15 protein-coding genes are annotated in these 14,722 nt (G+C 69.0%); 8 read left to right on the forward strand and 7 right to left on the reverse strand.

Going from position 1 to position 14,722, the window contains the following annotated elements; genetic code table 11:
• Nucleotides 1-25: 25 nt before the first annotated feature.
• From ACIO3S_RS15360 to ACIO3S_RS15385, 6 genes are all read left to right on the forward strand, one after another.
• Nucleotides 26-784 (forward strand): alpha/beta hydrolase family protein, encoded by a 759-nt coding sequence (locus ACIO3S_RS15360; protein ID WP_400465131.1) that lies wholly within the window; start codon nt 26-28, stop codon nt 782-784.
• An 83-nt stretch (nt 785-867) separates the two neighbouring features.
• Nucleotides 868-1,557 carry a hypothetical protein gene (locus tag ACIO3S_RS15365; protein ID WP_400465134.1) on the forward strand — a complete coding sequence of 230 codons (690 nt, stop codon included), beginning with the start codon at nt 868-870 and terminating at the stop codon, nt 1,555-1,557.
• A gap of 284 nt (nt 1,558-1,841) precedes the next feature.
• Nucleotides 1,842-4,049: a DEAD/DEAH box helicase gene (locus ACIO3S_RS15370; RefSeq protein WP_350842941.1), complete on the forward strand. Its 2,208-nt coding sequence runs from the start codon at nt 1,842-1,844 to the stop codon at nt 4,047-4,049.
• Nucleotides 4,050-4,131: 82 nt separating this feature from the next.
• Complete coding sequence (locus ACIO3S_RS15375) at nt 4,132-4,272, forward strand: hypothetical protein (RefSeq protein WP_183543801.1); 141 nt, start codon at nt 4,132-4,134, stop codon at nt 4,270-4,272.
• A 106-nt stretch (nt 4,273-4,378) separates the two neighbouring features.
• Nucleotides 4,379-4,747 (forward strand): thioredoxin, encoded by a 369-nt coding sequence (gene trxA, locus ACIO3S_RS15380; protein WP_160027609.1) that lies wholly within the window; start codon nt 4,379-4,381, stop codon nt 4,745-4,747.
• Between the two features lie 43 nt (nt 4,748-4,790).
• Nucleotides 4,791-5,081, forward strand: a complete 291-nt coding sequence (locus tag ACIO3S_RS15385) for a chorismate mutase (protein WP_201451241.1) — start codon at nt 4,791-4,793, stop codon at nt 5,079-5,081.
• 81 nt (nt 5,082-5,162) lie between these two features.
• Here the strand turns inward: ACIO3S_RS15385 and ACIO3S_RS15390 are convergent, their stop codons facing one another.
• The gene (locus ACIO3S_RS15390; RefSeq protein WP_400465140.1) at nt 5,163-6,410 is read right to left on the reverse strand and encodes an FAD-binding protein; all 1,248 of its coding nucleotides are present in this window, start codon (nt 6,408-6,410) and stop codon (nt 5,163-5,165) included.
• Nucleotides 6,411-6,549: 139 nt separating this feature from the next.
• Here ACIO3S_RS15390 and ACIO3S_RS15395 point away from each other — a divergent pair, with 139 nt between their 5' ends.
• Together ACIO3S_RS15395 and ACIO3S_RS15400 are read left to right on the forward strand one after the other, a co-directional pair.
• Complete coding sequence (locus tag ACIO3S_RS15395; RefSeq protein WP_400465143.1) at nt 6,550-7,680, forward strand: endo-1,4-beta-xylanase; 1,131 nt, start codon at nt 6,550-6,552, stop codon at nt 7,678-7,680.
• Between the two features lie 80 nt (nt 7,681-7,760).
• Entirely contained in the window at nt 7,761-7,949 is a 189-nt protein-coding gene (locus tag ACIO3S_RS15400; RefSeq protein ID WP_350844385.1) for a hypothetical protein, read from the forward strand.
• Nucleotides 7,950-7,956: 7 nt separating this feature from the next.
• Here ACIO3S_RS15400 and ACIO3S_RS15405 read toward each other — a convergent pair whose 3' ends face one another.
• The 6 genes from ACIO3S_RS15405 to ACIO3S_RS15430 form a co-directional block, all read right to left on the reverse strand.
• Complete coding sequence (locus ACIO3S_RS15405) at nt 7,957-9,456, reverse strand: CoA-acylating methylmalonate-semialdehyde dehydrogenase (RefSeq protein WP_400465146.1); 1,500 nt, start codon at nt 9,454-9,456, stop codon at nt 7,957-7,959.
• A gap of 23 nt (nt 9,457-9,479) precedes the next feature.
• The gene (locus tag ACIO3S_RS15410) at nt 9,480-10,781 is read right to left on the reverse strand and encodes an aspartate aminotransferase family protein (RefSeq protein WP_400465149.1); all 1,302 of its coding nucleotides are present in this window, start codon (nt 10,779-10,781) and stop codon (nt 9,480-9,482) included.
• A 231-nt stretch (nt 10,782-11,012) separates the two neighbouring features.
• Nucleotides 11,013-12,146: an ABC transporter substrate-binding protein gene (locus ACIO3S_RS15415; RefSeq protein WP_400465152.1), complete on the reverse strand. Its 1,134-nt coding sequence runs from the start codon at nt 12,144-12,146 to the stop codon at nt 11,013-11,015.
• Nucleotides 12,147-12,213: 67 nt separating this feature from the next.
• A complete protein-coding gene (locus ACIO3S_RS15420; protein ID WP_400465155.1) occupies nt 12,214-12,981 on the reverse strand; it encodes an ABC transporter permease in 768 nt (255 codons plus the stop codon).
• Nucleotides 12,978-13,847 carry an ABC transporter ATP-binding protein gene (locus ACIO3S_RS15425; RefSeq protein WP_400465158.1) on the reverse strand — a complete coding sequence of 290 codons (870 nt, stop codon included), beginning with the start codon at nt 13,845-13,847 and terminating at the stop codon, nt 12,978-12,980. The genes ACIO3S_RS15420 and ACIO3S_RS15425 overlap by 4 nt, the downstream gene beginning before the upstream one ends.
• Nucleotides 13,844-14,722 carry an ABC transporter permease gene (locus tag ACIO3S_RS15430; protein WP_400465161.1) on the reverse strand — a complete coding sequence of 293 codons (879 nt, stop codon included), beginning with the start codon at nt 14,720-14,722 and terminating at the stop codon, nt 13,844-13,846. Before ACIO3S_RS15430 ends, ACIO3S_RS15425 begins: the two co-directional genes overlap by 4 nt.

Below are 14,722 nucleotides of genomic sequence, written 5' to 3' on the forward strand. Positions count from 1 at the left end.
GCCGGATTCTGAGAGAATCCTGGGCGTGGCTGAGAAGGTGACCTTCAAGAGTACGTCCGGACCCATGCTGGCCGGTCTCATCGACCTGCCCGAGGGTGAGGTGCGTGGCTGGGGCGTGTTCAGTCACGGTTTCACCCTCGGGAAGGACTCTCCGGCGGCCGCACGGATCTGCAAGCAGCTCGCCGCCGAGGGCATCGGGATGCTGCGCTTCGACAACCTCGGGCTCGGCGACTCCGAGGGTGACTGGGGCGACGGCTCTTTCACCCACAAGGTCGCCGACACAGTCGAGGCCACCCGTTTCATGGCCGAACGTGGCACCCCGGCTGAGCTGCTCGTCGGCCACTCCTTCGGCGGTGCGGCGGTCCTCGCTGCGGCCGCTGACGGGGTCGGCGTCGACGCCGTCGCCACCGTCGCGGCTCCGTTCCAGCCGGCGCACGTCGAGCACAACTACGACGCCGTGCTCTCCCGTGTGCTGGAGGACGGCGAGGCGCCGTGGATGGCGGGTGGCAAGTCGCTGACCCTGCGCAAGGCCTTCGTCCATGACGTACGCCGCGCCGACCTGCGCCACAAGATCATGCAGCTCAAGAAGCCGCTCCTGGTCATGCACAGCCCGACCGACACCACGGTCGGCATCGAGAACGCCTCCGACATCTTCAACACCGCCCGCCACCCGCGGTCCTTCGTGGCGCTGGAGGGCTCCGACCATCTCCTCACGAAGCGAGGCCAGGCCCAGCGTGCCGCCCGGATCATCTCGGCCTGGGCGGATCAGTACCTGATCGACTGAGTCGCAGCGCTGTCGCCGCGTCGACCTCGGATAGGTTCGGGCCATCAGACGGTGGCACGGTCGCCGAGCGACGCGGAGGGTAGATGATCAAGAAGCCGAAGTTCCCGGTCAAGGAGCTGATCACGGCAGGGTCTGCGGCACCGCAGGTGCTGGTCGGCCACCTGGTCGCGACCCAGGGTCCGGAGATCGCCAGGAAGGTGGCCGCGGACCGGTCCGAGCCCGGCTTCGACACCGAGGCGTACGTCGACGAGCTGATCAGGAAGCACCGCTGGTTCGCCCGTCTGCAGGGTGCCGGCGGCGGCGCGATGATCGCTGTCGCCGAGGTGCCGGCCGTGATCGGCGGTCCGGCTGCGGTTGCCGCCGCGGCCGGAACGGCGATCCTCGGAGACCTGATCGCGCTGGCGTGGATCGAGCAGCGCCTGGTGATGCACATCGCCGCCGCGTACGGACACGATCTGGAGGATCCGGTCCGGATCAATGAGTTCCTCAAGCTGGCCGGCGTGAACCTGCTCTTCGACGGCGGCGGCAGCGTGGCGGGCGCCGCGGGCAGCCGCTTCGGCGTCCGGGCCGTCTCCCGCTGGGCGGTGAACAAGACCGTCGAGGCCACCAGTTCGATGGCGCACCTCGTCGGCGTCCGGGTCGCCCGGCGTGTCGTCCTGCGCGGCATCCCGGTGCTCAACATCCCGCTCGGTGTGGTGCTCTCAGACGTCGCCACCAACCGTCTCGGGAGGCGCGCACGCGAGTTCTACCGGGCTCATCCGAGGCCTGCCTGAGCCCCGCGTTTGATCAATTGACAGAAAACGCCGAACGAGACTTCCGCTAACCGGTGTGGGTGGGGTTACACTCGCTCCAAGCGCCCGGCTCGTGGACGTTCGTCGTGGGGACCGAACGAGTCACTGGCCCGGTCGATGAGGCGCCGATCGCGCGTATCCGCTGTTTGGACGCGGTCGTCAGTCGTCTGCCATCGATCTGCGTGAGCCCTGGGAGGGCGACCGGCCGATGAGGGTCGGCATTTGGACATGCCACTCACCCGTGCGTGGCCCCAAGGAGGATTCAGTTGGCTCAGGGAGCCGCTACCCGGCGCAACAACCGGTCCGGCCGTTCACGTAGCAACGGCAATGCCGGCAAGTCCGGGCAGAACGGTCGCCGCAAGGGCGTCCACAAGGACAACGAGGGCATCATTCCGGTGCTCGCGCAGGTCGTCCGCGAGGTGGAGTCGGCCGTTCAGCGCCGCTCGGCCATGCCCGACGTACGGACCAAGTTCCAGGTCGTCGCGCTCCTCGCCCGAGACGAGCGCCACCGCGTGCTCGAGGACGAGACCCTCAACGAGGGTCGCCGCGCCGAGCAGCTCAAGCGTCTGGACGGGATCGCCACGATCCTCGCCAAGACCGCGACCATGGACTCGCGCCTGTTCGAGCTCCTCGCCGAGGACGCCGAGATCTCCGAGGCCGCCGTCGACCTCAAGCACGAGCTGATGGCGCGTGGCGGCGTCGACGTGCCGGAGGACGAGGAGGAGGACGAGGACGAGACGCCTGCCGTCGTGGTCCCCGACAAGCGCGTGGTGCCGACCAGCGTCATCCAGCGCCAGCTCTCCAACCCGTTCCTGGTGCCCGACTTCACCAACGCCCGCCCGCCGGTGCACGCCCGCCGCCTGTCCGGCTGGGAGCTCCTCGGGCCGCTGTTCCGAAGCTTCGAGTACGCCGACTCCGGGCCCTCCTGCATGCCGCTGCCCGAGCCGCCCGCCTACGGCCCCGGCCACATCGACGCGCCGGGCACCCGCGAGCTCATGCACCACCAGGCGCAGCTGGTCGCCTCGGCGGCCGAGGGCCACCGCTCCTACCTGCTGGCCGACGAGCCCGGCCTCGGCAAGACCGCGCAGGCGCTGCTCGCCGCCGAGGCGGCCGACGCCTACCCGCTGCTCGTGGTCGTGCCCAACGTCGTCAAGGCCAACTGGGCCCGCGAGGTCGACCTCTGGACACCGTCCAAGAAGGCGACCGTCGTCCACGGCAACGGCGAGGACATCGATGGCTTCGCCGACATCATCGTGGTCAACTACGAGATCCTCGACCGCCACGTCGGCTGGCTCGGCGAGTTCGGCTTCAAGGGCATGGTCGTCGACGAGGCCCACTTCATCAAGAACAAGTCCTCCCAGCGCTCCCAGCACGTGCTGGCCCTCTCGGAGAAGATCCGGCAGCGTACGGCCAACCCGCTGCTGATGGCGCTGACCGGCACCCCGCTGATCAACGACATCGAGGACTTCCGGGCGATCTGGCAGTTCCTCGGCTGGATCGACGACGTCAAGCCGCTCAACGGCCTGCTCGAAGGGCTCGAGGAGACCGGGCTGACCCCGCAGGACAACAGCTTCTACGGCGCGGCCCGCCGCGTCGTCGTCAACCAGGGCATCGTGCGCCGCCGCAAGATCGACGTCGCCAGCGACATCCCGGCGCGCCGCGTGGCCGACCTGCCGGTCGAGCTCGACGACGCCGAGGGCCGCTCGATCCGGGCCGCAGAGGCCGAGCTGGCCAAGCGGATGATGCAGCGCTACGACACTGCGATCGAGACCCGGGTGACCGGCGCCAAGCCGGCCCCCGGCGAGCTCGACCTCGAGCTGATCCGCCGCGTCGCCACCTGGGAGCGCGAGGACCAGGACGCCTCCACCGGCGAGAACGTCTTCGGGATGATGCGCCGCATCGGTCGCGCGAAGGCCTCGCTGGCCGCCGACTACGCCGCTCAGCTGGCGCGCAACGTCGGCAAGGTCGTCTTCTTCGCCAAGCACATCGAGGTGATGGACACCGCGCAGAAGCTCTTCGAGGAGCGCGGCATCCGCTACTCCACGATCCGCGGCGACCAGACCTCGAAGGCACGCGAGAAGGCCATCGACGAGTTCATGAACGACCCCGAGGTCAAGATCATCGTCTGCTCGCTCACCGCCGCCGGTGTCGGCGTCAACCTGCAGGCCGCCTCCAACCTGATCCTGGCCGAGCTCTCCTGGACCGACGCCGAGCAGACCCAGGCGATCGACCGTGTCCACCGCATCGGCCAGACCGAGCCGGTCACCGCCTGGCGCATCATCGCCTCGCAGACCATCGACACCCGGATCGCCGAGCTGATCGACTCCAAGGCCGGCCTCGCGGCTCGAGCCCTGGACGGCTCCGACGAAGAGGTCACCGACTCCGCCGACGTACAGCTCGAGGCCCTGGTCTCGCTGCTGACCGACGCTCTGCGCAAGCGCGAGTCCGGCCGCCGCGGCCGGCGCGCCGCCTGACACCGACCCAGGACTCATCCGGGCCCCATCTCAGGGAGAATCCTGAGGTGGGGCCTGGGTGGTCCGGCGTACGCTGGATCACATGTTCTGGATTATCTTGCTGGTCATCGCAGCGGCTGTCGGTGGATACGTGTTCCGGGTTCCGATCGTCGCCAAGCTGACCGGGCAGCCACGCAGCCGCATCGAGCGGCAGATCGGGCCGAAGAGCAAGCGTCTTCCCTGATCCCATAAGGAATCCGCACGGGGAATCCTCAGTGACGCACGTGCGTTGATACGTACGTGCCCGCCGATCCGGCGCGCACCCACCCCAGACCGGAAGCGAGAGCCCCATGCCCACCGTCGAGCTCGGCGCAGAGAACTTCGAGAGCACCGTCACCGACAACGAGATCGTCCTCGTCGACTTCTGGGCGTCCTGGTGCGGCCCGTGCCGCCAGTTCGGCCCGATCTACGACGCCGCCTCCCAGGAGCACCCCGAGATCGTCTTCGGGAAGGTCGACACCGAGGCCGAGCAGGCGCTCGCCGGTGCCGCCAACATCACCTCGATCCCGACGCTGATGGCCTTCAAGAAGGGCAACCTCGTCTTCTCGCAGCCCGGTGCGCTCCCCGCGCCCGCGCTCAAGCAGGTCATCGACGCCGTCGTCGAGCTCGACATCGACAAGGCGCTTGCCGAGCAGTCCTCGAAGGAGTCCGGCGAGTAAGACTCGTCGGTGCTCCGGGGCCGGCATCGGGTTTGATAGCGCTGTGACCGAAGACGCCCACGACGAGCTCCTGCGCCTGCGCGGCAGCATCGACAACCTCGACGCCGCCCTTGTCCACCTTCTCGCCGAGCGCTTCAAGTGCACCGAGCAGGTCGGCCGGCTGAAGGCGCGCGCGGGCTTCCCGCCGGCCGATCCGAGCCGCGAGGCGGTCCAGATCGAGCGGCTCCGCCGGCTCTCGGACGACGCCGGCCTCGACCCCGAGTTCGCCGAGAAGATCCTCAACGTGATCATCGCCGAGGTGATCCGCAACCACCGCCAGTTCGTCGAGGACTGAGCGTCGGGGTAGTCCGGTAGCGACCTGCCCATCTACTCGCCGGTAATAGGCAGTTCGCTACCGGACCACCCCAGCCACGCGTCAGCCGAGCACCCGCTCCAGCCACCCGTTCCAGAACCGGCGGTCGGGGTCGAAGCGGCGTACCAGGTCCCTGAAGTCGTCCCAGCGCGGGAACGCGGCACCGGGGTCCTTGGTGGCGAACAGCTTGCCCCAGTGCGGCCGGGTGCCCGCCGGAAGCCGCTGCTCCAGGTCGGGCAGGAGCTCGCGTACGCCGACGGGGTCGGCCTTCCAGGTGAAGTGCAGCGCCAGCGTGTCGGTGCCGTAGGCGGGGGAGAGCCACAGCTCGTCGGCCGCGACCGCGCGGATCTCGCTCACCTGCAGGAGCGGCCGGACCCGGTCGGCGAGTGAGCGGACCGCCTCGACCGCCTCCTGCGCGCGATCGAGCGGCACCAGGTACTCGCTCTGCAGCTCCGCGCCGACGCTCGGCTGGAAGTCGAGTCGGAAGTGGGGCAGCCGCTCGTGCCACGGTCCGGGTACGCCGAGCTGCTCGGTGCACGGGGCCGGGTCGAGGCCGGGGACGACGTGCCGCGGCTCGGTGGCGAGCACCGTCCCGGGGAGCTCCGGCGTCCCCGAACGCGACTTCACCCAGACCCGCGCGACCGACCCGTCGGGCTCGTCGGACCAGCGCGTGAAGATCGACACCGAGTAGGCCGCACCGAGGATCTCGGTGAGGTGTTCTCGCAGGTCAGCGTAGGTGAGCCCTTCGTGGACCGTCTGTGCGACCTGGTACGTCGGCGAGGTCAGCAGCTCGAGATGGGTCACGATCCCCAGGGCGCCGATGCCGACCACGGCCCCCGCGAAGTCGGGCGAGCCGGCCTCCAGACGCACCAGGTCGCCGCGGCCGTCGACGATCTCCAGCGCGGTCACGGAGGTGGCCAGCGAGCCGTTGCCGACACCGGAGCCATGAGTGCCGGTCGCGACCGCGCCGGCGACCGAGATGTGGGGGAGCGAGGCCAGGTTGGGCAGCGCCCGCCCGTGCTCCTGCAACCAGGCGGCGAGCTCGCCGTAGCGCATCCCGCCGGGCACCCGGACCACGTCACCGGCCAGGCTCGGCGAGCTCTCCAGGTCGAGCGAGACCAGCACCCCCGGCGTGTCCGCGAGATCGGTGAAGGAGTGCCGAGACCCCAGCGCGCGCAGCCGCGGCTCGCGCAGCACGAGGTCGCGTACGTCATCCACGGAACGTGGTCGCACCAGCTCGCGCGCGGTGTAGTCGTAGCTGCGGGCCCACGTCGATCCGGGAGCTTCGCGGGCAGAGGTCTCGGTGGGCATGGACCGGATCGTAGCCGGGATCCAGCTTCGATGGGCATCGTCGGAAAACGTTATCGACAACGATTGACAAAGTCGTGGGCCCTCGCCATCCTGATCCCTGTCTGTGATGCCGATCACACTTAGTGCACCTGGAGGCACCGTGAAACTTCGTCACATCGTCGTGACCGTGACCGCGGCGGCGACCGTCACCGCGACCGCGTCATCCATGGCCCAGGCCGAGCCACGTGGCTTCCGGCCCCCGTCCGACTCGCTCCGCTCCTACGCGTCCCAGATCGGGCTGCACCTCGGTGTCGCCGCCAACCCCGAGGTGCTCGCGGACGAGGAGCTCGCCGGCATCGCCGCGGACGAGTTCTCCAGCATCACGCCCGAGAACGAGATGAAGTGGGAGACCGTCGAGCCGACTCGTGGCACCTACGACTGGTCCGGCGCCGACGAGGTCGTCGAGTTCGCCCGCGCCCACGGTCAGAAGGTGCGCGGCCACACCCTGCTCTGGCACAACCAGAATCCCGCCTGGCTGACCGAGGGCGTCAACAACGGCACGATCAGCAACGACGAGCTCCGCGGGATCCTCAAGAAACACATCACCGACGAGGTCGCCCACTTCCGCGGCAAGGTCTACCAGTGGGATGTCGCCAACGAGTTCTTCACCGACACCAACCCCTCGCGGCTCAACCCGGACAACTTCTGGGTCTCCCGGCTCGGACCCGAGGTGGTCGCCGACGCCTTCCGCTGGGCCCATCAGGCCGACCCGAAGGCGCGGCTGTTCTACAACGACTACAACATCGCCGGCGAGGACGGCCACAACGCCAAGGCCGACGCGGTCTACGCCTTCGTCAAGAGCCTGGTCGCCCAGGGCGTACCCATCCACGGTGTCGGCAACCAGGGCCACCTCGACACTCAGTACGGCTTCTCCGGGGAGCGCTTCCGCGCCGACCTGCAGCGCTATGCCGACCTCGGTCTCGAGGTGGCGGTCACCGAGGCCGACGTACGCACCTTCGTCGACTCCGCCGAGACCCAGGTCCCCACGGACAACCTGGCGCTCTTCGCTCACCCCTACGAGTTCTCCCAGATGCTCCAGGCCTGCCTCGCCGTACGCGCCTGCACATCGTTCACGGTCTGGGGCATCGACGACACCCACTCCTGGGTACCTGGCTGGTTCGAAGGGGAGGGCTACGCGCTGCTCTGGGATGTGAATCGGCAGCCCAAGGAGGCGTACACGACCCTGAAGCAGGATCTCCGACTTGCCCTGGGGGCGCCACGCCGGCGCTGAGCCGCAGCGGTCCGTGGCGGCACTCGGGTGGCGGTGGTCTACTGGAGTCCGAGCACACGGATCGATCTGAGCGAGGGTAGATGAGCGAGAACGCAGCAGAGGCAGACCTCGAGGAGCAGGCGACCGATGTCGTGAAGGAGGCCGTCGACGACGAGGCGCCTCTGGACGCCGAGGAGACGGTGACCTCGACCCCGGACGACGTCAACGAGGCCGACTACGCCGAGCAGAAGCTCGACGCAGTCGGCCCCGACGACGACTACGACTACTAGTTGGTCACTAGGAGTTCTGCGGGAACCCCAGGTTGATCCCGCCGTGCGACGGGTCCAGCCAGCGGGTGGTGACCGCCTTCTCGCGGGTGAAGAAGTCCAGCCCCGCGGGACCGTACGCCTTCGCGTTCCCGAACAGCGACGCCTTCCAGCCACCGAAGGAGTGGTAGGCGACGGGCACCGGGATCGGCACGTTCACGCCGACCATCCCGACCTGCACCTCACGCTGGAACCGACGGGCGGCGCCGCCGTCGTTGGTGAAGATCGCGGTGCCGTTGCCGAACTGACCGGAGTTGATCAGCTCGAGGCCCTCCTCGTAGCCGGAGACGCGGATGACCGAGAGCACCGGTCCGAAGATCTCCTCGGTGTAGACGGTCGACGTGGTCGGCACCCGGTCCACCAGGGTCGGTCCGACCCAGAAGCCGTTGGGGTCGCCGTCCACCTCGATGCCGCGTCCGTCGACGACGACCTCGGCCCCGTCGGCCGCGGCCACGTCGACGTAGCTCGCCACCTTGTCCCGGTGAGCGCCGGTGATGAGCGGCCCCATGTCGGTGTCCCGGGTGCCGTCGCCGGTCTTGAGCGTGGCCATCCGCGAGGTGATCTTCGAGATCAGGCTGTCGGCCACCGAGTCGACCGCGAGCACCACCGAGATCGCCATGCAGCGCTCACCGGCCGACCCGAAGCCCGCGTTGACCGCGGAGTCGGCGACCAGGTCGAGGTCGGCGTCGGGCAGCACCAGCATGTGGTTCTTGGCGCCGCCGAGCGCCTGGACGCGCTTGCCGGCGGCGGTGCCGCGCTCGTAGACGTAGCGGGCGATCGGGGTGGAGCCGACGAAGGAGATCGAGGCGACATCGGGGTTGTCGAGGAGCGCGTCGACCGCCTCCTTGTCGCCGTGCACGACGTTGTAGACACCGTCGGGCAGCCCCGCCTCGGACCACAGCTCCGCGATCCAGCTGGACGCGGTCGGGTCCTTCTCCGAGGGCTTGATCACGACCGCGTTGCCGGCCGCGATCGCGATCGGGAAGAACCACATCGGCACCATGGCGGGGAAGTTGAACGGGCTGATGATGCCCACCACGCCGAGCGGCTGCTTGAGCGTGGTCACGTCCACGCCGGAGGAGACCTGCTCGGAGACTGTGCCCTTGAGCAGGTGGGAGAGCCCGCAGGCGAACTCGACGACCTCGAGCCCGCGGGCGATCTCGCCGGCGGCGTCGGAGAGCACCTTGCCGTGCTCGGCGGTCAGGATCTCCGCGAGCTCGCCCTTGCGGGCGTTGAGCAGCTCGCGGAACTTGAAGAGCACGGCCGTACGCCGGGTGAGCGAGGTCTCGCTCCACTCTTCGAACGCCTTCTTGGCCGCCGAGACGGCGGTGTCGACGTCGGCGGCCGAGGCGAAGCGTACGCGCTTCTGGACGGTGCCGAGCGCGGGGTTGTAGACGTCGCCGAGACGGGTGCCGGTGCCGGGGTTGGTGGCCCCGCCGATCCAGTGGTCGAGGATGGGGAGATCGGTCATGTCATGCGTCCTTTTGAGAGCTGTTACAGCGAGCCGAGCACGTCGTCGTAGATCGAGATCGCCTCGGCGACCTCGTCGGGGGTGACGATGCACGGGGGCACCACGTGGATGCGGTTTTCCATGGTGAACGGGATCAGGTTGCGGGCGATGAGCTCGGACTTGATCCGGCCCATCGTCGCGGCGGGCAGCGGCTCCCGCGTCTCGCGGTCGGCGACGAGCTCGAGGGCCCAGAAGACCCCGGTGCCGCGCACCTCGCCGATCACGTCGTGCTTCTCGGCCAGCGAGGCGAGGCCGGGGGCGATGTGGTCGGTGCCGATGGTCGCGGCGTTGTCGACGATGCCCTCCTCGTTCATCGCCTCGATGGTCGCCACGATCGACGCCATCGCGAGCGGGTGGCCGGAGTAGGTGAGCCCGCCGGGGAAGACCTGGTCGTCGAAGGTCGCCGCGACCGGGTCGGAGATGATCACTCCGCCGGCGGGTACGTAGCCGGAGTTGACCCCCTTGGCGAAGGTGATCAGGTCGGGAACGACGTCGTAGGCATCCAGGGCCAGCCACTCGCCGGTGCGGCCGAAGCCGGCCATGACCTCATCGAGGATGAGCATGATCCCGAACTCGTCGGCCAGCGCCCTGATCCCGGGGAGGTAGCCCGGCGGCGGGATCATGATCCCGGCGGTGCCGGGGATGGTCTCGAGGAGGATCGCCGCGATCGACGCGGGCCCCTCGGACTCGATGACCCGGCGGAGGTGGCGCAGCGCGCGCTCCGCCTCCTGCTCCGGCGTGGTCGCCCAGAACTCCGAGCGGTAGAGGTAGGGGCCGAAGAAGTGGACGTGGCCGCGGGCGTACTCGTTCGGGATCCGCCGCCAGTCGCCCGTCGCGACGATCGCCGCCCCGGTGTTGCCGTGGTAGGAGCGGTAGGTCGAGAGCACCTTGTCGCGGCCGGTGTGGATGCGGGCCATCCGGATCGCGTTCTCGACCGCGTCGGCGCCGGCGTTGGTGAAGAAGACCTTGTTGAAGCCGACCGGCGCGATGTCGGTGATCCGCTCGGCGGCCTCGCCGCGGGTCAGGTTGGCCGTCGTCGGGGCGATCGTGGTCAGCGTCTCGGCCTGCTTCTTGATCGCCTCCACCACCCGGGGGTGCTGGTGGCCGATGTTGGTGTTGACCAGCTGGGAGGAGAAGTCCAGGTACGTGTGCCCGGAGTCGTCCCACACCCGCGAGCCCTGCCCGCCGGCGATGACGAGCGGTTTCAGCGACCCCTGCGCGGACCAGGAGTGGAAGACATGGGCTCGGTCGAGGTCGTAGGCACGGGCGTCGCTGGCGCTGGTCAAGGCTGTCCCCTGGGTGCGTGGATGGACATGGATCTGGCTTGCGCGCTTCGCGCGCTTACTCCCTCGCTCGGCGCGAGCGGACGAGCAAGCTCGCCGCTCGACCTCGCTCAGGTCGTCTCTCACTCTACGCCGCAAACGGCAACGTAGCCGCCGAACCAGAATACCGATTACGACGGTATATCAGGTCGACGGCTACGTTTTCGTTACATTCTTATGCTGCAGACGACTGAATCACGCGCCTCCGGCCGTCACCTCCACCTCGATGGGCATGAAGTCGGTGCCCTTGGTGTCGACCTCATCACCGAGCTCGTCGAGCGCCTTCTCGATGTACTCGTTGGAGTAGGCCGTCTCCGGCGGCGCCTTGGTGATCAGCTTCTCGCCCTTCTCGTTGGTCGCCGCGAGCGCGCCTTCGACGGTCTGCTTCCAGGCGGCCTCGTCGATGACCCCGACCCCGTTCTCGGCCGGCCAGATGAGCTTGTTGGTCTCGTTGAGCATCCACAGCTCGTGCGAGGGACCCCAGGTCGACTCGTGCTCGGCCATGGTCGGGGCGACCTCCTCGGCGTTGTCGCGTGCGTATGCCCAGCCCTTGACGACCGCCTTGAGGAACTTGACGGTCGTCTCCTCGTAGTCAGCGTCCGAGGAGAGCCGCTCCGTGTCCGCCCAGAGCGCGTCCTGGAGCATCGCGCCTTCGGTCTCCTCGTACGAGATGACGTTGAAGTCCGTGGGCTGGTAGAGCTCGCCGGTCTTGGGGTTCTCGGCCTCGAGCAGCTGGGCGTACTCGTTGTAGGTCATCGCCTGCGCCGCGTCGATGTCGCCCTGCAGGAACGCGTTCATGTTGAAGTCCTGGGTGACGATCGAGACAGACTTGGAGTCGAGTCCCTCCGCGGCCATCGCGGCGAAGATCTCCCACTCGTTGCCGAAGCCCCACGAACCGATCTTCTTGCCCTCGAAGTCCGCGACCGACTCGATGCCGGAGTCTGCCCAGGAGACCTGCAGCGTGCCCGAGCGCTGGAAGATCTGGGCGATGTTGGTCAGGTCGGCGCCGCCCTCGATGGAGCCCAGCACCTTCGGCACCCAGGCGACCGCGTAGTCGACGTCGCCATTGGCCAGCGCGTCCTGGGGCACGATGTCGCCACCCGAGGGGATGATCTCGACGTCGAGCCCCTCGTCCTCGAAGAAGCCCTGGTCGATCGCAGCGTAGTAGCCGGCGAACTGTGCTTGCGGCAGCCACTGCAGCTGCAGCTTGACCTGGGTGAGGTCGCCGTCGCCATCACCCTCGCTGTCGGAGCCGCCGCATGCGGCGAGCCCCAAGGTCAGTGCCACGGCGGTCGCGGCAGCGAGCCCTTGTCGTATGAAACTGTTCATTTCTCCTCCGGTGGTCAAGCTTGTCGAGACCTCCGCGCGACACTGCGAGAAGGAGGCGGTACGCCGCCTAGCGGCTCTCTCCTGACGGATAGGCCCTGCGCGCCAGCCGTTCCAGTGCGGCCGTGATCGCGAAGACCAGCAGGCCGAGCACGATCGCGCCCCCGACGTACGCGAATGCCCGGGCATGGTTGGAGGTCGCGGCGTTCTTGATGGCGCTGCCGAGACCGTTGTTGACCCCGCCGAAGTACTCCGCGACCAGTGCCGAGATGACCGCCAGCGAGCCGGCCACGCGCAGCCCGGTGAGGGTGTAGGGGACCGCGACCGGAAGCGTGACGGTGCGGAAGCGCTGCACCGGCCCCGCGGCGTACGTCCTCATCAGATCGCGCTGCAGGGGAGTGGTCTGCCGCAGGCCGCGGAGGGTGTTGATGAAGACGGGTACGAACGCGGCGATGCCGCCGATGATGCGCCGTGGCGTCTCCTGGTCGGTGCCGAGCATCGTGTAGAGCAGCGGCGCGATCGCAACGATCGGGATGACCGCGAGGATCGCGACCAGGGGCCCGAGCATGCCGTCGAAGAGCCGGGTCGTGGCGGCGACGCCGGCGAGCGCGACGCCGAGGACCGCGCCCGCAGCCAGGCCCCACAGCGCGTTGACCGCGGTGACCCAGAAGGCTGCGCGGATGGGCTCCCAGCTCTCCCTGAGCGCGGTGACGACCTCACCGGGACCGGGGAGGAAGAAGGTGCCGATGCCGAGCACATCGACGAGGAGTGCCCACAGGGCGAGGCCGAGGAGCCCGACCACGAGCGGGGCGACCAGGCGCGAGGGCGACAGCGTCATGAGCTCGCTCCGGACGCGGGCCGCGAGTGCAGCGCCTCCCGGACCTCGGTGACCAGCTCGTAGAAGCGCTCCGACTCGCGCAGCACCTCGTCGCGGACGATGTCGGGGCCGAGGCCGGTCGGCACGATCCGGGTGATCCGTCCCGGCCGCGGCGACATCACCACGACCCGTTCGGAGAGGAAGACCGCCTCCGGGATCGAGTGAGTGACGAACACGACCGCGGCACCGGTCTTGCGGACCAGCCGGGACAGCTCGGTCTGGAGGCGCTCGCGGGTCATCTCGTCGAGCGCGCCGAACGGCTCGTCCATCAGCAGCAGCCGAGGCTGCTCGGCGAGAGCCCGGGCGATCGCCACCCGCTGCTGCATGCCGCCGGAGAGCTGGTCCGGGTAGTGCCCGGTGAACTCCTCCAGCCCGACCAGGGCCGCCAGCTCGGCGACCCGTTCCTGGCGGCGGCGTCTGGAGACCTTGTGCAGCTCCAGCGGCACCGCGATGTTGTCGGCGACCGTACGCCACGCCAACAGCCCCGACTGCTGGAAGGCGATCCCGTAGTCCTGGTCCTTGCGGGCGCGTGTCGCGGTCTTGCCGAACACCTGCACAGTCCCCGCCGAGGGGGTCTCCAGATCGGCCACCAGCCGCATCAGCGTCGACTTTCCGCAGCCCGAGGGCCCGATGAGCGAGACGAACTCGCCCGGTGCGACGCTCAGGTCGATGTCGGCGAGCGCGTGCACCTGGCCCTGCTTGCTCGGGAACCGCTTGGTCACCCCGGCCAGCGAGACGGCGGGGACGTCCGACCCGTCGCCGGTCTCGGAGGTCGGCATCGTCGAGGGGGAATCGGAGGTCACGGTGGCCTTTCCGTCGTCGATCATGTCGCCTCACCCCGCCGGTAGCGCCGCAGCGCGACGCCGATGAGCCAGACCACCCCGGCGGCGAGCAGCCCCAGCACGGCCGCGCCGAAGATCGGCGCCCAGGCCTTCGCCGGGTCGCCGGAGGCCTGGCCGCCGTAGCCGATCAGCTTGCGTCCGATGCCGTCGAGGTAGGCGATCGATCCCTCGGCCACCACCGTCCCGACCACCGCGGCGGCCGCTGCCAAACGTAGCGAGGAGAGCAGGTAGGGCACGGCCGCGGGCAGCTTGACCTTGAGCAGCGTCGGCCAGTAGCCCGCGTCGTACGTCCTGAAGAGCTCACGCTGCTCCACGGTCGGTGACTGGAGTCCCCGCAGCGCTCCGACGGCGACCGGGAAGAAGGCGAGATAGGAGGCGATCACGGCGACCGACATCCAGGCCGGCCACTCCCAAGCGCCGATGGCGATGTTCGAGCCCCACGACTTCACCATCGGTGCGAACGCGATCAGCGGCACCGTCTGGGACAGCACGATCCACGGCAGCAGGCCGTGCTCGGCGAGCTGGAACCGGTCCATGGCCAGCGCCAACGCAAGTCCGACGACGGTGCCGACGAGTAGCCCGACACATGCGATCCCCAGTGACACCAGGGCCGCCTGGAGGATGACCAGCCACAGCGGTGACGAGGTCGAGGCGGAGGTCTCCGGCTCGAGGAGCCGGGTGACCATCTCCCACACGTGCGGCATCGCCAGGTCGGTCGCCCGTGGCAGGATCCGTGCCTCGCCGATGCCCCATCCCGACTCGGGCCCGAACTGCTTGTAGCCCTCCCACAACGCCACCACCAGGGCCAGGCCGAGCACGCCGGCGACCACGCGGACGCCGCCGGTGACGATGCGGCCCAC

This window comes from Nocardioides sp. NPDC087217, assembly GCF_044744805.1.
Classification (GTDB): Bacteria; Actinomycetota; Actinomycetes; order Propionibacteriales; family Nocardioidaceae; genus Nocardioides.

Coding starts and splice junctions, on each gene's coding strand:
- trxA (WP_160027609.1), top strand. CDS start 4,379: ATGCCCACCGTCGAGCTCGGCGCAGAGAACTTCGAGAGCACCGTCACC.
- ACIO3S_RS15390 (WP_400465140.1), bottom strand. CDS start 6,410: ATGCCCACCGAGACCTCTGCCCGCGAAGCTCCCGGATCGACGTGGGCC.
- ACIO3S_RS15415 (WP_400465152.1), bottom strand. CDS start 12,146: ATGAACAGTTTCATACGACAAGGGCTCGCTGCCGCGACCGCCGTGGCA.
- ACIO3S_RS15400 (WP_350844385.1), top strand. CDS start 7,761: ATGAGCGAGAACGCAGCAGAGGCAGACCTCGAGGAGCAGGCGACCGAT.
- ACIO3S_RS15420 (WP_400465155.1), bottom strand. CDS start 12,981: ATGACGCTGTCGCCCTCGCGCCTGGTCGCCCCGCTCGTGGTCGGGCTC.
- ACIO3S_RS15375 (WP_183543801.1), top strand. CDS start 4,132: ATGTTCTGGATTATCTTGCTGGTCATCGCAGCGGCTGTCGGTGGATAC.
- ACIO3S_RS15405 (WP_400465146.1), bottom strand. CDS start 9,456: ATGACCGATCTCCCCATCCTCGACCACTGGATCGGCGGGGCCACCAAC.
- ACIO3S_RS15425 (WP_400465158.1), bottom strand. CDS start 13,847: ATGATCGACGACGGAAAGGCCACCGTGACCTCCGATTCCCCCTCGACG.
- ACIO3S_RS15365 (WP_400465134.1), top strand. CDS start 868: ATGATCAAGAAGCCGAAGTTCCCGGTCAAGGAGCTGATCACGGCAGGG.